This window comes from Paenibacillus sp. Negev47 (genome assembly GCF_058313655.1).
In genome coordinates, this window is the sequence record NZ_CM177754.1 from 170323 (window position 1) to 193150 (window position 22828).

Consider the following 22828-nt stretch of genomic DNA (forward strand, 5'->3'; position numbering starts at 1 on the left):
CGGCTGTTTTCTCGGTGATGAAAACCACATAAAAATGTGGTTGAACAAGAACGGATTTCTAGCGATTTTGTAGAAATATGATATATACTGACGAGGAAAAATGAACTCACGTTACGGGCGGTATGAGCGGAAGCAGCATACTTTTCACATCGGGAGAATGCATTGGTATGGAGGGACTGCACATGTACAAACAACTGGTGGACAGTAATGACAGAGCGGTAGAAAGAGGCATATCTCGGCAGATGCTTGATCCGGAAAGCCGTTACTATGGAGGGACAATTGATCCCTTCACAGGTGTTGCCTGGGTCAACCACACGACAGGAACGCCCACGGATATGTGTTACTGGGGAGCAGCGATCTCCAATCCGGACTCCGTATATTACCAGGATGAGGCGTTGTTAAATCGACTGCTATTAGCTACGGAATATGTACTTCGCTTCCAGCATGAAGACGGTTCAATATCGCCTGGCTGGACCAACTACCATTCTCCTCCGGATACTGCATTTGTCGTTGTAGGGTATTCGCAGTTGTATCAGCTTCTTCTGCAACAGGAATGGGAGCCGCTGCAACCTGTATTGGACAATATGAGGCTGTTTCTGGAACGGACAATCCCAACCATGCTTACGGGAGGCTGTCATACGCCCAATCATCGCTGGGTGCTATGCGCGGCGCTCGGTTTCCTGCATGAACTATTTGATCTGGAGGAAGCTGTGCGGCGCGCAGAGCAGTGGATGGATGAAGGGATGGATATTACACCCGATGGGGAGTGGACGGAACGGAGCAATGGCATATACAGCGCCGTTAGCGACATCATGTTAATTCATGCCGCGCGCCTGCTCAATCGTCCTGAACTGCTTGAACCGGTGAGGCTCAATCTTCGCATGATGGTGCACCTTGTGCATCCTACGGGCGAGATTGTTACGGACTATTCAGGGCGACAGGATCTGGGCAGTGTTCATGATCTGTCACCTTATTATCTGCCGTATGCCATTCTGGCGCGGCTGGATGGCGATCCACTCTTTGCTGGCATGGCGTCCTGGGCGGGAGATACATTGACAGATCCGGGTGTATGCTCAGTGAATACGCTCATTCGATTAATGCTTGAGCCGGAGCTTCAGCAGACAAATAACACACCTGATGCATTACCGGAACAGTATGAGGTCATGCTGAATGAACATTTTGTGCGGGGAGAATATCTGGAGCAGATGGACGCAGTAGGGCATCACGGACATATCTCGCACAGCCGGATGCATACGGACTTTGGTGCTCCCGTAGCCCGAATTCGGGATGGCGATACGAGTGTGACTGTGATGACAGAAGTTCCTTCCTTCTTCGCTCTTCGTCATGGCAAGGTGCGCTTGTTGGCTGTTCAACTGGCCTCTTATTTTAATCCAGGGTATGTACCTATGCAGCAAATGACAAGGCTGTCCGAAGGGTATCGACTGACGGGCGAGCAGAAAAAAGGCTACTACGACCCAGTTCCTGCGAATCTGTTGCCGGAATCGGCCGCATCAGCCATCAGTCCATGGTACTTGCTACCTCATCAGAGCCGTCAGCTCACCCATGAACAGACGTTCCATGTAGGGGCAGAGTTGCAGCCAACCGAAAACGGATGGACCATGCATCTCTCAGGGAAGGAACCGGAGGACATTATGATGCAGCTGTCCTTTGTATTCGGAAGCGAAGGTGAGCTGACCTGCGAGGACGCGATTGAAACGAGTGAGGGCCACTACTTGTGGAAAGGCGGTACATTGCGGTATACCTGCGGAGAAGACTGGCTAGAGATTACAGGAGGCGAGTTGGGTCATCTGGCAGCAACGGTGCGGGAGGCAAAGCTGCCGGACAAGTGTAAGGTTGTGCTGGTCAATTTCATGACACCGTTTGATAAAACCATTCATATTTCATTTTCTCCTTCGATGGCGTTGAAGAATTAAAGCTCTTGAGACTCCTTTCTTCGCATGTTAAACAAGGTCTATCATTTTAGTTGATCTAATGCAGTTTCGATTGATGTAGTTACCTGAGTATTATCTGTTGGCAAAAAATAAAGATGGCATTTCATCCGTGCATGATGGAATGTCATCTTTATTTGCATTTTTTTCATAAACGACATGAAACTACATATTGAGATGTGGGCCTTAAGATGTGGTATACTGAAGAGTATGAATGAAATGCAAAGAGGAGGTGCCTTGGAGATGAAGGGCAAGCTAGTGCGGGCTGAGGGACACCTTGCCAATATTATACCGATTCACTTGGATGCTTCTTTCTTCTTTGAAAGAGCTGTCCGCTCGCTGGACCGTAATCATGTCGACAAGGCATTAAAATATTTTCGCAAAGCTGTTGAATACGAACCGGAAAATCCGGTGAATCATTGTAATATGGCGGGTATATTATCGGAGAAGGGGGATTACGAAGCCTCCAATGCCATTTTGGCTAACGTGCTGGAAGCGGTAGATCCGTCGATGACGGAATGTTATTTCTATATGGCGAACAATTATGCAAATATGGATCGGTTTGAGGAAGCCGAGCAAGCACTTGTTACCTACTTGGAGGAGGACACCCAGGGTCAGTTCATGACGGAAGCTGAAGAGATGATGGAGCTTCTGTACTATGAGCTGGATCGTCCGGCCAAACTGAATCGAATCAAATCGCGCAAAGGTGTAGTGGAACACGATCAGGCACGGGAACTGTTGGAAGAAGGAAAATTTGCACAGGCTGCTGAGCTGCTCGAAGGCATGTCATCGGATTATCCTGATTACCTGGCTGCCCGTAACAATCTGGCACTCGCCTACTATTATATGGGGCTGTTCCCCAAAGCAAAAGAGACTATTGCAGAAGTGCTTGAACAGGAACCAGGGAATCTGCATGCACTTTGCAATCTCGCTATTTTCCATCAAAATGAGAACCGGGCTGATCAAGTCCTGCTTCTGATCAAAAAATTGCGTGTCATCGTGCCATTCCAGCACGAACAAGTCTACAAACTGGCTACAACGATGGGAATTTTGGGTCAGCACGATACGGCCTATGTTCATTTTCGGCGTTTGCTCAAGGATGAAGAGACGGCTGGTGATCCGGCACTTGCTCACTATGCAGCAGTAGCAGCTTATAATACAGAGCGTTATGATGCTGCCGAGCGTCTATGGCATCTTGTGTCCAAGCTTGATCCGGGTTCGGAAGTATCTCGATACTATCTGTCAGGTCTTGAGGCTGTTCGGCAAGGCGAGCAAGAGCCTGAGAAGTTGAGTTATCACTATCATCTGCCATTTGATGAGCAGTTCAGACAGTGGGAGAACTATGGTAATGGCATACCTGAAGAAATGAAGAATGATCCACTGATTCGTTCATCGTTCTTCTGGGCTTTGCGTCATGGTGATCGGGCAACGAAGCTGCAGGTTATTCATGCGCTTGGAATGATCGGCGATTATGAGGTACAGCAGGCGCTACAATCTTTCATTGAAGAGCCAGGAGAAGAACCAGATTTGCTTGAGGCAGCAAGAGTTGTGCTGAATGGATTGAAATCGGCTGAACACGAGGATCGGAATACTCAGGTGGTTCGGCCCCTGTCTCCTGTAGCCTTGAAGTCCATTGGGAAAGCTCAATCCACATCAGAGCAAACGGAATCTCACTCGACTGCCCATTGGCAAGCGGTTGTTGATCGTGCACTGCAAATGTCTGAGGCAAAGGCCGAGTTGCAGCATGAGATGGAACGGATCTGGACGGATTATGTATCCCGGGTACATCCCGAGGTTCCGGGTACGAAGCAAATTGAGGGCTGGGCTGCGGGACTAGAATATTTGGCTGCAAAGAATCACAGTCGACCCGTTACCTATCAAAGCATAGCTGAACGGTACGGGATATCGGCATCAACGGTTAGCAAATATGCCAAACAGATTCATCGCGTGTGCAACAGTAACCCGCCACTTGTATAGAAAGTTCGGTGCGCTTCAACTCGTTTTCAGAAAGACATCATAAGGTGAAGGATACAACAACCGGGAAAACGGGTAAACTTAACGAATGGGCCTCGTAAACGCCTGTAGGATATCATCTTGGCAAGTTCATCGCTAGTACAACACACATTCACCTTATCAAGGAGGCTGTATCTATATGTCTAAATACAGAACGATTGTGATCGGAACGGGACCTGCGGGTCTGACAGCAGCGATATATCTGGCTCGTGCTAATCTGAACCCACTGGTTATCGAAGGTCTTCAGCCGGGTGGTCAATTGACGACGACAACGGAAGTTGAGAATTTTCCTGGTTTCCCGCAAGGTATCATGGGTCCTGAATTGATGGACAATATGCGTAAGCAAGCAGAACGTTTTGGAGCGGAATTCAAAAACGGTTGGGTGGAAGAAGTTGATTTCAGTAAACAGCCTTTCAAGATCAAGGTTGGCGGAATCGGCGAATTGGAAGCTGAATCGATTATTATCTCCACAGGTGCTTCTGCTCGTTACCTCGGTATTCCGGGCGAGCAGGAAAATGTGGGACGTGGTGTAAGTACATGTGCAACATGTGACGGTTTCTTCTTCCGCGGCAAAAAGATCGTGGTTGTGGGCGGTGGTGACTCCGCAATGGAGGAAGCGAGCTTCCTGACTCGTTTTGCAACGGACGTCACATTGGTTCACCGCCGTGATGAATTGCGTGCATCCAAGATTATGCAGGATCGGGCTCGCAGTAATGAGAAGGTGAAGTGGGCGCTGAACCGTACTCCACTTGAGGTTGTACCTGAAGCGATGGGCGTCAAAGGGCTGAAGGTACGCAACAATGAGACGGGGCAAGAAGAGTTGCTTGAAGCGGATGGCGTATTCGTTGCCATTGGTCACACGCCAAATACCGGATTCCTGGGTAATGCGATCACACTGGACGAACATGGCTATGTTGTGGTTAAACCGGGAACAACGGAGACCAATATTCCGGGTGTATTTGCCTGCGGTGATGTTCAGGATACGAAGTATCGTCAGGCCATTACGGCAGCCGGATCAGGTTGTATGGCTGCGATGGATTGCGAGAAATTCCTTGAAGGAAGCATTGTGCATGACTGGAGCGAAACGTTGGATAAATAAGCATGACATCCGTGAGGTTAGGCATAGGCTAGGAATAAGAGACAACGGGAAGTCTCATGAAATGAGAGAAGCCGGAAGGCTTCTCTTTTTTTGAAACTAAAGTGGGCATGAGTTCGTATACATATGGGGCATATTAGCTGTGAGGTGAAGATTTTGGGGGAAATGATAAAAGATTGGTTACAAAATGCAACAGTGAGACGGTTTTTGATTCTGCTCTTATTCTGTTTAATTTTGTTCAGTATGGGGAGTATGCTTCACATGATTCTGCTGTTGTTCCTGGTGACGTATGTCATGAACAGGCTACAGCATTTCATTACAGGTGGTCTGAATCGGCTATTTCCAGTCAATTATAAAGTTGTGGTCATCCTGCTCTATATGATCGTTATCGCAGTGATTGTACTTGGTATATCCAGATATTCACCGCGGATTGTGGATCAGGTCGTTCAGTTGACGAACGAGATTATGAAATTTCTGGACAGTGCAGATGGTGATAATTTTGCATCCAAGATTGCGGGTTACCTTCAATCCTTCGATATCAAAAATTATACCAATGATGCATTGAAATATATTTTCGCATTGAGCAAATGGTTGGAGTTTATACTGCTCGTTATCATTCTGAGTCTGTTCTTCTTGTTGCAGAAGCAGGAGATATCCAAATTCACGTCCAAGTTCAAAACAAGCAAAATCGGATGGTTTTATACGGAAGTTGCTTACTTGGGCGATAAATTCGTTTCTTCTTTCGGTAAAGTCATTGAGGCACAATTGCTGATTGCTGTATTCAATACGGTGCTGACGATGCTGGGGCTATGGATTCTTGGATATCCGTATTTGTTCGCATTGACCATTCTCGTATTTATGTTAAGTTTGGTGCCTGTGGCAGGGGTGATCATCTCTCTGGTACCGCTCTGTCTGATTGGGTATCAGATGGGTGGACTGAAACTGAGTATTATCGTGATCATCATGATTATTATCATTCATGCGCTGGAGACTTACTTCCTGAATCCGAAGCTCATGGCACACAAGACCAAATTGCCGATGTTCTACACCTTTATTGTACTGATTCTGTCGCAACACTTCTTGGGAATCTGGGGACTGATCATTGGTATTCCAATCTTCGTCTTCCTGCTCGATATTCTGGATGTGAACAAGATGGAGAAGACAGAAGAGCCGGTACGTGTGGAAACGAAGTTATAACGTAAGAAGATCGACCGAGTTCAATCCAATTGAACAACTTCAGATATTTCGAAAAAGTAGGGCGTCTTCCATCTGTGGAGGGCGCTTTTGTGTTGGCAATACCGTCATTCGATAGTTCTCTACATGAGAATGACAGGTAATGGGGTGAGTGAGATGTGTCACCACTCTGAGGTGACGATGATCATCTTTTATGAATGGAACGAGTGAAGATGCAATATCATGAGTTGAGGCTTCCTCTGCTATGGAGGAAGGAATAAAGCCTGCGTTTATAAACGAAGGTAATCCGATTGTATACGTATTCAAAAATGGTGTGTGATGTGGTTCACAACCCTAACGGAGCATAGTGTATCCAAGGTCTTATCGTCTTGACCCAGGCGTATCCTTCAATTATAGTTGGACGTAGGACTTAAACTATTTTAGATAGATAAAGGTGGCTTGCAGCATGTCTGAGAAAATCTACGTTGGGGTCGATCTCGGCGGAACAGCAATCAAGGTCGGTATATGCGATGAACAAGGTCAGCTAATGCATACGTATGAAGGACCGACTGAAGTGGATAAGGGCGTAGACACGGTCATCGCCAACATCGAGAAGTATGTCCGACATATCGTAGCCGAATCACCTTACAGTTGGGAACAGCTTGAGGGTGTAGGTGCTGGAGTGGCCGGTTTCACGAATGTACGTGAGGGAATTATCGTTCATGCCCCTAACATCGGATTTCGGAATGTAGCCATTCGTTCGATTCTGGAAGAACGTTTGGGCAAGCCAATCAAAATAGATAACGATGCGAACGTAGCTGCACTGGGTGAAGTATGGGCAGGTGCCGGCAAAGGCGTAGACAATTGCGTATGTTATACACTTGGTACGGGTGTTGGCGGAGGCTTGATCTTGAATGGTAATATCTATCAGGGATTCTCTGGTATGGCGGGAGAACTGGGTCATATCAGTGTTGTACCTGATCTGGAGGCCATCAAGTGCGGCTGTGGTAAAATGGGATGTGTTGAAACGGTATCGTCTGCAACAGGAATTATCCGTATGGCGAAGGATGCAGTAGAACGAGGTGATCATACGTCACTGGCACTCGTCGACAAGATTGCAGCCAAGGAAGTATTCGATGCTGCGAAGGCAGGCGATGAAGTGGCACAGCGCATTGTAAATCGTGCGGCCTTCTACTTGGGCAAGTCCATGGCTACTGTAGCAGCTGTCATTAACCCGGAGATGTTCATCATCGGTGGTGGCGTATCCAAAGCAGGTAATTTCTTGTTCGATGAAATTCGTACCGTATTTGCTAAGTTGACACCGGAACCGCTGCAAGAAGGGGTTCAGATTCTGGAAGCTACACTTGGTAATAATGCAGGTATTGTGGGTGCAGCAGGTCTTCTCTTGCGTTCCTAGTAACCTCGTAACAATATATGAAGACAGCAATATGATAAGGAGGGGACATTTATGCTTGAAGGTGAAGGCTCACCAGGCACAGGCGCCACGCTCATTATCATTACGGGCATGTCCGGAGCAGGTAAAACGATTGCAGTACAGAGCCTGGAGGATCTGGGTTTCTTCTGTGTGGATAATCTGCCGCCGGTATTGATTCCAAAATTTGCGGAACTGATTGAACAGTCAAATGGCAAGATTGGTAAAGTTGCATTGGTTATCGATCTGCGCGGGCGTGAATTCTTTACGGCTTTGTCCGAGTCTTTGAACTATATTAAAGATCATTTTACCATTCATTGCGAAATTTTATTCCTGGATGCTACAGATTCTGTACTTGTTCAGCGTTACAAAGAAAGCAGGCGCAGACATCCGCTGGCTCCTGAGGGTATGCCGCTGGACGGCATCCGGCTGGAGCGCAAGATGCTGGAGGAACTCAAAAACTCTGCAACTCAGGTACTGAATACAAGTACAATGAAGCCCGCTCAACTGAAAGAACGCATTATATCTCGCTTTTCTCATCTGGAAAGCCAAATGCTGTCGGTGAATATTACGTCGTTCGGATTCAAGTATGGGATTCCAATCGATGCCGATCTGGTGTTTGATGTACGTTTTTTACCGAATCCGCATTATATTGATCATTTACGTCCGAATACGGGACAGAATAGTGATGTGTATGAATATGTCATGAAATGGCCGGAGACACAGGCGTTTCTGACGAAGCTGCTGGATATGCTGCATTTCCTGATTCCGCAATACCGGAAGGAAGGCAAAAGCCAGGTTATTATTGGAATCGGCTGTACCGGAGGCAAGCATCGTTCGGTAGCAATATCGGAATATTTGGGCAAGATGTTGGGAAGCAGCGAGACTGAAGCTCTCACCGTAAGCCATCGCGACGCTGACCGGGACCGTCATTGAAGAGGGTGAAGGGATGAAAGAGGCCGGACCACGAAGAGAACGTCCGAGAATAGTTGTAATGGGCGGCGGAACCGGATTATCCGTGATGTTGCGCGGTTTGAAAGAGAAGCCGCTGGATATCACGGCCATCGTCACAGTTGCAGATGATGGTGGAAGTTCAGGCATCCTGCGCAATGAGCTACAAATGCCGCCTCCGGGCGACATTCGCAACGTGCTTACGGCACTGGCTGATGTAGAACCATTGCTTTCAGATATGTTGAAGTACCGTTTTAATACAGGCGCGGGGCTTGCAGGCCACAGCCTGGGAAATTTGATTTTGGCTGCAATGACGGATATTTCGGGCGACTTCGTGACCGCGGTGCGGGAACTTAGCCGCGTGTTTGCCGTTCGAGGTGAGGTATTGCCAGCTGCTGGTCAGGCCGTTGTGTTGCATGCTGAGATGGAAGATGGGACAATTATTACAGGTGAGTCTAAGATCCCTGAAGCAGGCGGACGCATCAAACGCGTTTTCCTTGAACCGGATCACGTGGAGCCGTTGCCAGAGGCGGTAGAGGCCATTCGTCAAGCTGACGCGATTCTAATTGGGCCTGGTAGCCTATATACCAGCATCCTTCCCAACCTCCTCGTACCGAAGCTGGCCGAGGCTGTGGTAGAGGCTGATGCGGTGAAGATGTTTATCTGTAATGTCATGACACAGCCGGGAGAAACAGATAACTATACGGTAAGTGACCACCTTAAGGCGGTACACGAGCATATAGGTCATCAGCTCTTCGACTATGTTATCGTAAATAATGGTGATATTCCGCTGCAAGTACAGAATAAGTATGCGGAAAAAGGAGCAAAACCAGTTGTACTGGATATGAATGTACTCGAAAGTGCTGGTTATCAGGTGGTTGCAGATACGCTTGTTCTGTTCAAAACCTATCTGCGTCATGATGCCGACAAGCTAAGTCATCACATCTACCAACTGGTACAAAATTGGATGTTACGGAAGAGGTGAAGTCCCATGTCGTTTGCAGCACAGACCAAAAAAGAGTTAACCATGATCGAGAGCGAACCGTGCTGCGAAAAGGCGGAACTTTCAGCCCTCATCCGTATGCTTGGTGCGGTGCAGTTATCGAATAAAAAAGTCATCTTGGATATTTCGACGGAGAATGCCGCCATTGCAAGACGGGCATACTCTCTGCTTAAAAAGCATTTTCAAGTGCATACGGAATTACTGGTCCGCAAAAAAATGCGGCTGAAAAAGAACAATGTATATATTGTTCGTATTCCAACCATGGTACAGGAGATTCTCAATACTCTTCATATTGTATCTGAAGGCTTTCTGTTTACACCAGGGATCAATGCAGAGTTATTTCAGCAAAACTGTTGTAAACGGGCCTATCTTCGCGGTGCATTTCTGGCAGGTGGATCGGTCAATAATCCGGAAGGTTCTTCCTATCATCTGGAGATTGCGTCCATGTATGAGGAACACTGTCAGGCACTGGTTGATCTGGCCAATGAATTTCATCTGAATGCCCGGTGTATAGAACGGAAAAAAGGATTCATCCTATACATCAAGGAAGGCGAGAAAATCATTGAGCTGCTCAGCATCATTGGTGCTCATCAGGCCTTGTTCAAGTTTGAAGACGTACGAATCATGCGAGACATGCGTAACTCCGTTAACCGGATTGTCAATTGCGAGACCGCCAACCTGAATAAAACGATCGGAGCGGCGGTAAGACAAATTGATAATATCCGGTTGCTGCAAAAGGAAGTTGGTCTTGAATCGTTGCCTGAGAAGCTTCGTGAAGTTGCGGAGGTTCGACTGGCTCATCCGGATATCAACTTGAAGGAAGTCGGCGAACTCCTTAAAGGTACAGTCAGCAAATCGGGTGTGAACCATCGGCTTCGTAAAATTGATGAGCTGGCAGAAAAAGTACGAGCAGAACGGTATGGTTAAGGTTGATACGTAGTAGGGTAAATTAACAAGGTCGCTTGTTTCTATGGAACAAACCGTCGGTTTAGTTATCCGTTAAGAAGCGAGAAGAGTCACTCAGGTAACTTGGTGCGATGTACAAAAGGTAAAATGGGGCATGATTATGCCCTCCAAAGTAACCTGAGTTTTTTTCTTCTAGTGTCCTGAACGGGTTAATGTTATAATGTTGTATAAATATAATTGTGTATTTAATGTCCAGATTTCATAATAGGGGGTAAGTTTCCATGACAAAGCACCCGGTAGTTGTCCGTTTGAAAACGGGTCTCCATGCCAGACCTGCGGCACTTTTCGTTCAAGAAGCGAATAAGTACTCATCTGAAGTGTTCGTCGAGAAGGACGACAAAAAAGTTAATGCAAAAAGTATCATGGGGATCATGAGCCTTGCGATTAGCACAGGTACGGAAATCCATATTAGTGCAGAAGGCGCGGATGCCGAACAGGCTGTAAACGCTTTAGTTAGTTTGGTAAGCAAGGAAGAGCTTGAAAACCAATAAGACTATGCTGTGCTTGAATTCAAGGAAGAAGTCCCGAAAGGGGCTTTTTTGCGTTTTTACCGTTTTCACGATCGTCAAGTGCAACATTATGGAATTTGTCCCGTCTGTTAAGGTATCAAATTGATTAACGTTTGAGATGTTAACACATAAGGAGGCTATCGTGATGGGTAAACAATGGATGAAACCGTTCGGTGCGGTGCTGGTGGCAAGTACGTTGCTTGTTGGAGGAACAGCATGGGTTACACCAAGTAACTATGCTTACGCTGCAGAGGTTCAGGGTGTACAACAGAATGTAATTAATGTGGTGGGTAAAGGTGAGATTCAGGTTAAACCTGATATCGCTTATCTGTCCATTGGTGTGAACAGTACTGCGGAGACAGCTGCATCTGCCCAAAAAGCCAATGCTGCTAAAGTTTCCAAAGTATCCAACCTGCTCAAGAATACGTGGAAGATCAGTACAGATGATATTCAAACCAGTCAGTTCTCTGTACAACCCAATTACACGTATAGCGAAAAAGAAGGACAACAAGTTAAAGGATACACAGCGCACCATACGCTGACGATCACATATCGTGAGATGGACAAAATCGGCGAGTTGCTCGATGCTGCTTCGGGGGCAGGTGCTAACAACATTGAGAACGTACGCTTCACTGTAGAAAATCCGGAAAATTATGAGTCCCAAGTCATTGAGAAAGCAGTTGCCAATGCAGATGTGAAAGCTGGAGCGATTGCAAAAGCGGTTAAACGTCAACTCGGTGCTGTTCTTTCCGTGAGCCAAGGCGATGCCAACGTGCCTGTGTTCTATGCAAGTGAGTCTTTGATGTCCAAAGAAGAAGATACAGCTGGTGGCACAGAGATTGAAACAGGCCAAGTTAAAGTAAGAACGATCCTGAATATCACGTATGAAATGAAATAAGCGAGATTGAAGAAGTAAGATTGAACGTCCTTTCAATTATCATTCGAAGGGATAACAAGAAATAATGACAAAGACTTTGTCCTGTGGACAGGGTCTTTTTTTGTTGCAAAAGCAAACTTTGGTGAAGTTAGTAGGGATAGGACATTGTTCAAGCTACACAAAATGCTGTATTTTGGTATCTTTTTTGTACAGATGTTCGTGACAAAAAGGTCATATCCCGTTATTTTTTCCGTCGGATAATCATCAACATTGTAACTGAAGCTGTAAACCTTTTCGAAATCGGGTTAATTATAATAGAGAGGTGAGCGTATGAAATATACGAACAGGTCAAGATTACATACGCAATGATCCCTAATTGTGAATTCAGAGAGGAGTTTTATATATGACATCATGGAAAAAATGGACAAGTGCGCTGCTTGCAGCAGGAATTATTGTAGGAAGCGGTGCGGTGTGGCAGGATAGTTCAGTTCAAGCAGCTTCTGTATCCTCGAAAGTGACAACCCCGGCTGAGGTGACTCTGAAATCGGGTGGGAAAACACTGACTCAAAAAGGACTCCTTCAAGGAGGTTCAACCTGGGTATCTCTTACGGCAGTCAAAGATGTAGCAGGTGGAACGCTGAAATATGATGCGAAGACCAAAGAATATGCTCTGACAGCAGCCAATAACACGATGACAATTAGTCTTATGGACGGTCAGCCAAGTGTCAGAATCAACAACTACTATCCTCAAGTGGACGCCAAGCTGATCAACGGCAGGTTGTATATTCCATTCTCAGCAATGAGAGATTATCTGGGTGTACAGGGGAATTGGGATGGCAAAACCAAAACGTTGACGCTCAGCAAGGTGAAACAAAATAGTGTGAAAGTTAAAGCGGCGAAAGTCAATGTCACAGTGAAAAATGCCGAAGTGGATGTTCAGTATCCGCAAGTGAGTGGACTTGCCAGCAAAGAGGCTGAAACAGCGATCAACAAAGTGTTGAAAGACGAAGTGGATACATATGTAGCCGACTTCAAGAAACAGACATCTGAGTTTGGTGGTGCAACAGCCGATCGTCCATATGCGTTCGAGAGCTCTTATGTAGTGACGTACAATGAAAGAGGCGTACTGGGACTCATTACACAACGATATGAGGACTATGCTGGTGCTCATGGTATGACATACCGAACAGGCCACACCTTTGCACTGGACACAGGCAAGGAGCTTACGTTAGATGATGTGCTGCAAAATAACAAAACCATACGCGAGACATTGAGTAAAAAAGTGGGCGAACAACTGAAAGCTCGCGGTGGCTACCTCGAAGGTTACAAAGGGTTGAATAAAAATCAAGATTTCTATGTGACACCAACGGGTGTAGTTGTGTTCTTCCAGTTGTATGAATATACGGCATACGCAGAGGGATTCCCCGAAATGCCATTTACGTACAAAGAACTTCTTCCTAAAGGTACCGAACCTTTCAGCGAAGTAACGGGAAGCAAGTAAGCAATCATTGTTGTGCACTTTAATGTTATCTTTCTTATAAAGTGAAAAAAGAAGCCCTCGTCATGGATATGACGAGGGCTTCTTTGCGTATGGACACAATTAGATGCCTTGGGAACCTACGTTTTCGATAACTTTATCAATGATACCGTAATCGGCAGCTTCAGCAGCACTCATGAAGTAGTCACGATCTGTATCTTTCTCGATCCGCTCCAGCGGTTGACCTGAACGCTCAGAGATGATGCGGTTCAATGTATCACGCATTTTCAGGATGCGGCGAGCACGAATTTCGATGTCGGAAGCTTGACCTTGAGCACCACCAAGTGGTTGGTGAATCATAATCTCACTGTTAGGCAACGCAAAACGTTTGCCTTTTGCACCGGCATTCAACAAGAATGCACCCATGGAAGCCGCCATACCTACACAGATGGTAGATACATCCGGTTTGATGAATTGCATTGTATCATAAATGGCCATACCAGCTGTAATCGATCCGCCTGGGCTGTTGATGTATAAGTGAATGTCTTTCTCCGGATCTTCCGCAGCCAGGAACAACATCTGTGCCATGATAGCATTAGCCACAACGTCATTAACATCGCTACCAAGGAAAATAATACGATCCTTCAGCAATCTGGAGTAGATGTCATAGGCGCGCTCACCCCGGTTGCTCTGTTCAACGACCATAGGAATAAAACTCACGTGAAAAACCTCCTCGGAAATGTAAATGTTATTGGTGTTTCTACTTAAACTGTTACCGTATTACCCACATAATAAACAATTCCAAACAAAAAGTCAAAGAAAGTCAAACTAACTTGCAAAAAAAAGAAACCTTTCCGGTTTCATTGGTTAAAAGGGTTATGAGCTGTTAAATAAAAAGTGGCGCGCCCGCCAAGAATCGAACTTGGATCTCAGGCTTCGGAGGCCTACGTCATATCCATTGGACCACGGGCGCACATTATGTGACAGCAATAATGATTATAGCTCATGAAATATTTAATTGCAAGCAGTTCATTGTGGATGTGGTTTGGATTGACCTAAAAGTGATCATGATAAAGAAGAGTGGATAAAGAGTGCATTTAAGTAAATGCTATTAGAGGTTTTGGACATGCAGTATAAAATGTAATTCTGAGCGATATGTAGATGAAAATAATTTATTTCTTCTATATATGGTATGCGTAAGGCGGTCCTTGATCACGGAAGTCTAGGATTGTGAAAATAGGCGCGTACAAACGACTGAAACGTGTCGAAATAACACGTTGAAACACTTGCATGTCACGTCAGTTTTAGGTAGAATAAACGTGGGACTTAAAAAGTTAACCCGGGACGTTTTAGGGCCACGAAAGAGAGCTTGGAACGAGAACTTGCGGGAGTGGAAAGCATGCGAACGATTTTAGAAGTACAAAAGCAGCTTCTGCCTGATCTCATGGATATCTTGAAAAAGAGGTATACGATTCTGCAACAGATCATGTTATCGGATGTGATCGGACGGAGAACGTTAGCTAATTCCATGCAGATGACCGAGCGGGTTCTGAGGGCTGAGACCGATCTGTTAAAGGCTCAGGGACTTATTGAAATTGACAGTGCAGGAATGAAGATCAGCGAGGCAGGGTATGATTTGCTGCAGCAGTTAGAGCCCGTAGCCAAAGAATTGTTCGGATTATCCGAGCTGGAAGAGCGCATCAAGCAAGCCTACGGTCTGCAAAAGGTAGTTGTGGTTCCTGGTGATTCGGACGTATCTCCGTTTGCCAAAAGGGAACTGGGCAGAGCCGGAGCGAAGGCTCTCGGCAATATCATGAGTGACAACGACGTTGTCGCCGTTACTGGCGGATCAACAACGGCTGAAGTCGCAGAGCAACTTAATCCACCAACATCTCTCAAAGGTGTCTGGTTCGTACCGGCACGCGGTGGACTGGGAGAAAGCCTTGAAATTCAGGCGAATACGATCGCATCCACAATGGCAAAACGGGTAGGAGCGCAATACAAACTCCTGCATGTACCGGATTTGCTAAGTGATCATGCCTATGAATCTTTAATCCAGGATCCCGGTGTTCAGGAGATTTTACAGCTGATCAGGCAATCGCGGATTGTTATTCATGGAATTGGTGATGCCGTGGAGATGGCAAAAAGACGCAAACTTGCAACGGAGATTGTAGATGAACTTCAAGAGCAAGGGGCCGTATCTGAATCTTTTGGGTATTACTTCAATGATCAGGGTGAGGTGGTACATACCATGCTTACACTGGGCATGCGATTGCAGGATATTGAACGAACCGATGTCGTGATCGGAATTGCAGGTGGCAAAAGCAAAGCCGCTGCAATACACTCCGTGCTGCGATTTGGTCAGGAAGATATTCTGATTATTGATGAGGCTGCTGCCAAAGTCATCGTTGCCGAAATGGAATAAGAGATTACTTTTCACCACACCATTGTTGTCTTGACGGACTTCACCGTCTGTCTTGAATATATAAGTTTCATAAAAAAATTAATCAAAACTTGGGAGGAACTTACTCATGATTAAAGTAGGTATTAACGGTTTTGGACGTATTGGACGCTTGGCATTCCGCCGTATTCAAAATGTAGCAGGCATCGAGGTAGTAGCAATCAACGACTTGACTGACGCTAAAATGCTGGCTCATTTGCTCAAATATGATACAACTCAAGGTCGCTTCGATGGCGATGTTGAAGTACACGATGGCTTCTTCAAAGTGAACGGCAAAGAAGTTAAAGTATTGGCTAACCGTAACCCGGAAGAACTTCCTTGGGGCGACCTGGGCGTAGATATCGTTCTGGAATGTACTGGTTTCTTCACAACGAAAGAAGCAGCTGAGAAACACTTGAAAGGCGGAGCTAAGAAAGTTGTTATTTCCGCACCAGCTACTGGCGACATGAAAACCATCGTTTACAACGTAAACCATGAAATCCTCGACGGTACTGAAACTGTAATCTCCGGCGCATCTTGCACAACGAACTGCCTGGCACCTATGGCAAAAACGTTGCAAGACAAATTCGGAATCGTTCAAGGTTTGATGACTACAATTCACGCTTACACTGGCGACCAAAACACGTTGGATGCTCCACACCCTAAAGGTGACTTCCGTCGTGCTCGCGCAGCAGCTGAAAACATCATCCCTAACACAACTGGTGCTGCTAAAGCAATCGGTCTGGTAATCCCAGAACTGCAAGGCATCCTTGATGGTGCAGCTCAACGTGTACCAGTAGCTACTGGTTCCCTGACTGAGCTCGTAACTGTTCTGAACAAAAAAGTAACAGCTGAAGAAGTTAACGCAGCAATGCAAGAAGCTTCCGATCCAGAAACTTTCGGATACACTGAAGACGAAATCGTATCTTCCGATATCCAAGGAATCACTTTCGGTTCCCTGTTTGATGCAACTCAAACTAAAGTTCTGACTGTTGGCGACCAACAATTGGTTAAAACTGTAGCTTGGTATGACAACGAAATGTCCTACACTGCTCAACTGGTTCGCACTTTGGAGCACTTTGCAAAAATGATTAAGTAATATCTGCAATAACATAGAGCGGAAACAGATGCTATTGTTTCCGCTCTTTATATATCTACATTTTGCAAATTTCTCAAAAACACCAGGATTGACAGGGGATTTTAGCTCTTGATTGGTCCACCAAATACATGGGTGCGGAGGAAATACAGATGAACAAAAAAAGTGTACGCGATATCGAATTGACAGGAAAACGGGCTTTTGTCCGTGTAGATTTCAATGTGCCGCTCGAAGATGGTAAAATTACAGATGACAAACGTATTCGTGCAACGCTTCCTACAATCAACTTCTTGATTGAAAAAGGCGCTAAAGTCATTTTGGCAAGCCACATGGGTCGTCCTAACGGCGAAGTGGTTGAATCCTTGCGTTTGACTCCAGCAGCTGAGCGTTTGTCTGAATTGCTTGGTAAAACAGTTGTTAAAGCTGACGATTCTGTTGGTGACGCTGTTAAAGCTCAAATCGCTGAACTGAACAACGGGGACGTATTGTTGCTTGAAAACGTTCGTTTCCACGCAGGCGAAGAGAAAAACGATTCGGAACTCGCAAAACAATTTGCTGAACTGGCTGATGTTTTCGTTAACGATGCGTTTGGCGCGGCTCACAGAGCACACGCTTCGACTGAAGGAATCGCTCACTTGCTTCCAGCAGTGTCCGGTTTGTTGATGGAGAAAGAACTTGAAGTGTTGGGTAAAGCAATCTCCAACCCTGAGCGTCCTTTCACAGCCATCATTGGTGGATCCAAAGTTAAGGACAAAATTGATGTAATCGACAACCTGCTGAACATTGCAGACAACGTGATCATCGGTGGCGGTCTGACTTACACGTTCTTCAAAGCACAAGGACATGAAATTGGACAATCCTTGCTGGATGATTCCAAACTTGATGTTGCTCTCGGTTTCATCGAAAAAGCGAAAAAACTTGGCAAAAACTTCTACCTGCCGGTAGATATCGTAGTGTCTGACGATTTCAGTGCGAAAGCAAACACACAAATCGTTGACATCGACGGCATCCCAGCAGATTGGGAAGGCATCGACATCGGTCCTAAAACACGTGAGATCTATGCTGACGTAATCAAAAACTCCAAATTGGTTGTATGGAACGGACCAATGGGTGTATTTGAAATCGAGCCATTCTCCCACGGTACTCGTGCAGTAGCAGAAGCTTGCGCAGAGACAGAAGCTTACACTGTAATTGGTGGCGGCGACTCCGCAGCAGCAGCTGAGAAGTTCAAATTGGCTGACAAAATGAACCACATCTCTACAGGTGGCGGTGCATCGCTCGAGTTCATGGAAGGTAAAGTACTTCCAGGCGTAGTGGCATTGAACGACAAGTAAGTTTCAGTAGTCTATAGCATGAAGGAGTTGAAACCCATGAGAACACCGATTATCGCAGGTAACTGGAAAATGTTCAAAACGGTTTCCGAATCCAATGACTTCATTCAGGAAGTTAAGGGAAAAGCGGAAGTTGAAGGCGTGGAAACTGTAATCTGCGCACCGTTTACAAATCTGCCATCCCTGGTAGAAGCCGTTAAAGGCACAAACATCAAAATTGGTGCACAAAATCTTCATTTTGAAGACAACGGTGCATTCACAGGTGAAATCAGTGGTGTAATGCTGAAAGACCTGGGTGTGGATTACGTCATTATTGGTCACTCGGAGCGCCGTCAATATTTTGCGGAAACCGATGAGACTGTTAATAAAAAGCTGCATGCAGCATTCCGTCACGGATTGACTCCAATCTTCTGTCTTGGTGAGACGCTTGAAGAGCGCGAAGCGAACCAAACGAAAGACGTATGCAAAGTGCAAACCGAAGCTGCTTTGGCAGGTCTGTCTGCAGAGCAAGCGGCACAAGTCGTTATCGCTTATGAGCCAATCTGGGCGATTGGTACAGGCAAATCCTCCACTTCCCAAGATGCGAATGAAGTTATTGCTTACATCCGCACGCTGGTGAAGGATCTTTACAACGAGACGGTTGCGAGTGCAGTTCGTATTCAATACGGCGGCAGTGTTAAACCAGAGAACGTAACAGAATACCTCGGACAAAGCGACATCGACGGCGCACTTGTTGGCGGTGCCAGCTTGCAGCCGGCTTCGTTCATCGCGCTTGTTGAGGGGGCGAAGTAAGATGACAGCTCCAAAACCTGTAGCACTGATCATCATGGATGGCTTTGGTCTTCGTAACACGGTGGAAGGGAATGCGGTAGCGCAAGCCAAGAAACCTAACTATGACCGTTTCATGAGCCAATTCCCACATACAACGCTCACTGCTTGCGGTGAAGCTGTAGGTTTGCCAGAAGGGCAAATGGGGAATTCCGAGGTAGGTCACCTGAACATTGGTGCCGGCCGGATCGTATACCAGGATTTGACCCGTATCTCCAAATCCATTCGCGACGGTGAGTTCTACGACAATGAAACACTTGTCAAAGCTGTTCGTGAAGCGAAACAAAGCGGTAAAAAACTTCATCTCTACGGTTTGTTGTCCGATGGCGGCGTACATAGTCACATCGACCACCTGTTTGCTATGCTGGATCTGGCCAAAAAAGAAGGAATGAACGATGTATATATTCATGCCTTCATGGATGGCCGTGATGTTATGCCAGACAGTGGTAGAGACTTCATGCAGAAGCTGATCGCCAAAATTGAAGAAGTTGGTGTAGGGAAAATCGCAACGGTTCAAGGTCGCTATTATGCGATGGACCGTGACAAACGTTGGGAACGGGTTGAGAAATCATACCGTGCTATCGTTTATGGAGATGGACCGAAATACACTGACACACTCAAAGCGGTTGAAGAATCGTATGAGAAATCCGTATTTGATGAATTCGTTGAACCGACGGTTATCGTCAAAGCGGATGGTGAGCCGGTAGGTTTGGTGGAAAGCGGCGATTCCGTCATCTTCCTCAACTTCCGTCCTGACCGTGCGATCCAGTTGTCGCAAGTATTCACGAACCAGGATTTCCGCGGTTTCGATCGTGGTCCGAAGTTCCCTGTGGGCTTGCACTTTGTTTGCTTAACTTTGTTCAGCGAGACGGTTGAAGGTTATGTGGCTTATTCGCCGAAGAAACTCGACAACACGTTGGGTGAAGTTCTGGTACAGAACAACAAAAAACAACTGCGTATTGCAGAAACGGAGAAATACCCGCACGTTACCTTCTTCTTCAGCGGCGGTCGTGATGTGGAGCTCCCAGGCGAAACTCGCGTACTGATCAACTCACCAAAAGTTGCAACGTATGACCTGCAACCGGAGATGAGCGCGTATGAAGTGGCTGATGCATGTGTTCGCGAGATTGAAGCAGACAAACATGACGCCATCATTCTGAACTTTGCTAACCCTGACATGGTTGGACACTCCGGCATGCTGGAGCCTACCATCAAAGCGGTTGAAGTAACAGATGAGTGCATGGGTCGTGTTGTAGATGCAGTACTTGCCAAAGGCGGCGTTGTACTGATCACTGCGGATCATGGTAACGCGGATATGGTGTTCGATGAGAAAGGACGTCCGTTCACAGCTCATACAACGAACCCCGTTCCATTCATCGTTACCGATGCAAATGTAACCCTGCGTGAAGGCGGAATTCTGGCGGATATCGCGCCAACGATCCTTGACCTGATGCAATTGCCTAAACCGGAAGAAATGACTGGAACATCCGTCATTGCTACCCGTAAATAATTAGTTTTAATAGGTTGTCGAATAAAACTAAGTGGAACCTGAACGAAGCGGGCAGAACCGATCTGAAGAAGCGTAGCGTTCGCCTTTATCACATGATTCCAACTTATGAAAATAAGTTCAAAGGAATCAGGGGATAACAGCGATCGGAAGATGGTACTGCATGCGGAGTGGTCTGGTGAAACTTAATTATTCTGAACGTATTCAAAATAAATTTAAAATTAAAGGAGATTATCACAAATGACTATTATTTCTGACGTGTACGCTCGCGAAGTCCTCGACTCCCGCGGTAACCCTACAGTAGAAGTTGAAGTATACCTGGAGTCCGGCGCAATCGGACGCGCAATCGTTCCATCTGGTGCATCCACTGGTGCCCACGAAGCTGTTGAGCTTCGCGATGGCGACAAATCCCGTTACCTCGGTAAAGGCGTTCTGCAAGCTGTTAAAAACGTAAACGAAACAATCGCTCCAGAAGTTATCGGTATGGATGCATTGGATCAACTGGGTATCGACAAATTGATGATCGCTTTAGATGGTACGCCAAACAAAGCTAAATTGGGTGCTAACGCAATCCTGGCTGTATCCATGGCAGTAGCTCGCGCAGCTGCTGACGCTCTGGACCTGCCATTGTACGTTTACCTGGGCGGATTCAACGCTAAAGCACTTCCAGTACCAATGATGAACATCATCAACGGTGGTGAGCATGCTGACAACAACATCGACGTTCAAGAGTTCATGGTTCTTCCTGTTGGAGCACCAACATTCAAAGAAGCTCTTCGCGTAGGCGCAGAAATCTTCCACAACCTGAAATCCGTTCTGAGCTCCAAAGGCCTGAACACAGCTGTAGGTGACGAAGGTGGTTTCGCACCGAACCTTGGTTCGAACGAAGAAGCAATCACTACAATCATCGAAGCTATTGAAAAAGCAGGTTACAAACCAGGCGTTGACGTATTCCTGGGTATGGACGTAGCTTCCACTGAGTTCTACAAAGATGGTAAATACACACTTACAGGTGAAGGTAAATCTTACACTTCCGCTGAGTATGTTGACCTTCTGGCTTCATGGGTTGAGAAATACCCAATCATCACAATCGAAGACGGTATGTCCGAAGATGACTGGGATGGTTGGAAATTGCTCACAGAAAAACTGGGAGACAAAGTACAACTCGTTGGTGACGACTTGTTCGTAACGAACACTGAGCGTCTGGGTAAAGGTATCAACGAAGGTATCGGTAACTCCATCCTGATCAAAGTTAACCAAATCGGTACATTGACTGAAACATTCGATGCAATCGAAATGGCTAAACGTGCTGGATACACAGCTGTAATCTCCCACCGTTCCGGTGAGTCCGAAGACAGCACAATCGCTGACATCGCTGTTGCAACTAACGCTGGTCAAATCAAAACGGGTGCTCCTTCCCGTACAGACCGTATTGCGAAATACAACCAATTGCTTCGCATTGAGGATCAACTGGGTGAATTGGCTCAATACAATGGTCTTAAAGGATTCTACAACCTTAAAAAATAAGCTGGATATCCAGCTTTTACGGGCAAGCCGGGTAACCGGCTTGTCTTTTTTATTGAAACGGAGTAATGCTATACCGTATGAATCGGGTAGATGGTGAAATTTAGGGGATTGCATGAACTGCACTACTTGTATCACAACAATAGCTATGTTACAATTAAAGTAACTGTTTTTATGGTGAGATGTTATGCCCACATGGGTAGGAGGTGGAAAGAATGGATATTGCTTTGAAATTGCTGCTCGTTGTCTTCTCGATCGGTCTAATCACTGTAGTATTGCTGCAGCACGGGAAAAGCGCTGGTTTGGCGGGTGCCATCTCCGGTGGTGCGGAACATCTTTTCGGTAAAACGAAAGCGCGCGGATTGGATCTCTTCCTGCAACGTGCAACGGTGGTACTGGGTGCAGGATTTATGATTTTGTCTATTATTGTTACGGTTGTTTCCAAGTAAGAGTTGGATCAGCTGGGCAATGAATAGCTCTTAAGCTAATGGCTTAATTGATAAACCTTCGTTTCGTGGAGAAACGGGGGTTTTTTAATAAATTCTTATGCGTCCAAAGTTTCCCAATGAACAATAGACTCCATGATTTTTCGGTCTTCTTCTCAACTTCTGTTCAGAATTCCTTCCTTAGCGTGAAACACCCCTATCATGTATGGT

Annotated in this window: 19 protein-coding genes and 1 tRNA gene; 18 read left to right on the top strand and 2 right to left on the bottom strand. The window is 46.1% G+C overall.

The genetic code is table 11. The features are described 5' to 3' along the window. Nucleotides 1–182 precede the first annotated feature (182 nt). The 11 genes from AC4G47_RS00845 (at nt 183) to AC4G47_RS00895 (ending at nt 13470) form a co-directional block, all read left to right on the top strand. Complete coding sequence (locus AC4G47_RS00845; protein ID WP_491104340.1) at nt 183–1934, top strand: hypothetical protein; 1752 nt, start codon at nt 183–185, stop codon at nt 1932–1934. A 258-nt stretch (nt 1935–2192) separates the two neighbouring features. After that, nucleotides 2193–3926: a tetratricopeptide repeat protein gene (locus tag AC4G47_RS00850; RefSeq protein ID WP_491104341.1), complete on the top strand. Its 1734-nt coding sequence runs from the start codon at nt 2193–2195 to the stop codon at nt 3924–3926. A gap of 175 nt (nt 3927–4101) precedes the next feature. After that, nucleotides 4102–5061, top strand: coding sequence for a thioredoxin-disulfide reductase (trxB, locus tag AC4G47_RS00855; RefSeq protein ID WP_145326394.1), 960 nt, complete (start codon nt 4102–4104; stop codon nt 5059–5061). A gap of 162 nt (nt 5062–5223) precedes the next feature. Then, complete coding sequence (locus AC4G47_RS00860) at nt 5224–6255, top strand: AI-2E family transporter (RefSeq protein WP_482072063.1); 1032 nt, start codon at nt 5224–5226, stop codon at nt 6253–6255. 442 nt (nt 6256–6697) lie between these two features. Then, the gene (locus tag AC4G47_RS00865; RefSeq protein ID WP_062837749.1) at nt 6698–7648 is read left to right on the top strand and encodes an ROK family glucokinase; all 951 of its coding nucleotides are present in this window, start codon (nt 6698–6700) and stop codon (nt 7646–7648) included. A gap of 51 nt (nt 7649–7699) precedes the next feature. Continuing rightward, nucleotides 7700–8599, top strand: coding sequence for an RNase adapter RapZ (rapZ, locus tag AC4G47_RS00870; RefSeq protein ID WP_491104342.1), 900 nt, complete (start codon nt 7700–7702; stop codon nt 8597–8599). Between the two features lie 13 nt (nt 8600–8612). Then, a complete protein-coding gene (locus tag AC4G47_RS00875) occupies nt 8613–9599 on the top strand; it encodes a gluconeogenesis factor YvcK family protein (protein ID WP_017691250.1) in 987 nt (328 codons plus the stop codon). Nucleotides 9600–9605: 6 nt separating this feature from the next. Beyond that, the gene (whiA, locus tag AC4G47_RS00880) at nt 9606–10544 is read left to right on the top strand and encodes a DNA-binding protein WhiA (protein ID WP_458124883.1); all 939 of its coding nucleotides are present in this window, start codon (nt 9606–9608) and stop codon (nt 10542–10544) included. 260 nt (nt 10545–10804) lie between these two features. Further along, complete coding sequence (locus tag AC4G47_RS00885) at nt 10805–11074, top strand: HPr family phosphocarrier protein (RefSeq protein WP_056695263.1); 270 nt, start codon at nt 10805–10807, stop codon at nt 11072–11074. Nucleotides 11075–11237: 163 nt separating this feature from the next. Next, nucleotides 11238–11990 (top strand): SIMPL domain-containing protein, encoded by a 753-nt coding sequence (locus AC4G47_RS00890; protein ID WP_491104343.1) that lies wholly within the window; start codon nt 11238–11240, stop codon nt 11988–11990. Nucleotides 11991–12372: 382 nt separating this feature from the next. Beyond that, nucleotides 12373–13470 carry a stalk domain-containing protein gene (locus tag AC4G47_RS00895; protein WP_491104345.1) on the top strand — a complete coding sequence of 366 codons (1098 nt, stop codon included), beginning with the start codon at nt 12373–12375 and terminating at the stop codon, nt 13468–13470. A 99-nt stretch (nt 13471–13569) separates the two neighbouring features. On the opposite strand, the gene clpP is transcribed toward AC4G47_RS00895, so the two are convergent. Both clpP and AC4G47_RS00905 read right to left on the bottom strand, forming a co-directional pair. Then, nucleotides 13570–14166 (bottom strand): ATP-dependent Clp endopeptidase proteolytic subunit ClpP, encoded by a 597-nt coding sequence (clpP, locus tag AC4G47_RS00900; RefSeq protein ID WP_017691245.1) that lies wholly within the window; start codon nt 14164–14166, stop codon nt 13570–13572. A gap of 178 nt (nt 14167–14344) precedes the next feature. Continuing rightward, nucleotides 14345–14419: transfer RNA gene (locus tag AC4G47_RS00905), tRNA-Arg, on the bottom strand. Between the two features lie 426 nt (nt 14420–14845). On the opposite strand from AC4G47_RS00905, the gene AC4G47_RS00910 reads away from it, so the two are divergent. The 7 genes from AC4G47_RS00910 (at nt 14846) to secG (ending at nt 22621) form a co-directional block, all read left to right on the top strand. Beyond that, nucleotides 14846–15871 (top strand): sugar-binding transcriptional regulator, encoded by a 1026-nt coding sequence (locus AC4G47_RS00910; RefSeq protein ID WP_458124886.1) that lies wholly within the window; start codon nt 14846–14848, stop codon nt 15869–15871. A 106-nt stretch (nt 15872–15977) separates the two neighbouring features. After that, the gene (gene gap / locus AC4G47_RS00915) at nt 15978–16985 is read left to right on the top strand and encodes a type I glyceraldehyde-3-phosphate dehydrogenase (RefSeq protein WP_017691243.1); all 1008 of its coding nucleotides are present in this window, start codon (nt 15978–15980) and stop codon (nt 16983–16985) included. Nucleotides 16986–17134: 149 nt separating this feature from the next. After that, nucleotides 17135–18316 carry a phosphoglycerate kinase gene (locus tag AC4G47_RS00920; RefSeq protein ID WP_076216887.1) on the top strand — a complete coding sequence of 394 codons (1182 nt, stop codon included), beginning with the start codon at nt 17135–17137 and terminating at the stop codon, nt 18314–18316. A gap of 36 nt (nt 18317–18352) precedes the next feature. Further along, nucleotides 18353–19105 (top strand): triose-phosphate isomerase, encoded by a 753-nt coding sequence (gene tpiA, locus AC4G47_RS00925; protein ID WP_017691241.1) that lies wholly within the window; start codon nt 18353–18355, stop codon nt 19103–19105. A gap of 1 nt (nt 19106) precedes the next feature. Further along, nucleotides 19107–20651: a 2,3-bisphosphoglycerate-independent phosphoglycerate mutase gene (gene gpmI, locus AC4G47_RS00930; RefSeq protein ID WP_491104346.1), complete on the top strand. Its 1545-nt coding sequence runs from the start codon at nt 19107–19109 to the stop codon at nt 20649–20651. A 237-nt stretch (nt 20652–20888) separates the two neighbouring features. Then, a complete protein-coding gene (gene eno, locus AC4G47_RS00935) occupies nt 20889–22175 on the top strand; it encodes a phosphopyruvate hydratase (protein WP_458124888.1) in 1287 nt (428 codons plus the stop codon). A gap of 212 nt (nt 22176–22387) precedes the next feature. Beyond that, on the top strand, nt 22388–22621 hold the full coding sequence (gene secG, locus AC4G47_RS00940; protein ID WP_062837740.1) for a preprotein translocase subunit SecG: 234 nt from the start codon (nt 22388–22390) through the stop codon (nt 22619–22621). Nucleotides 22622–22828: the final 207 nt, after the last annotated feature.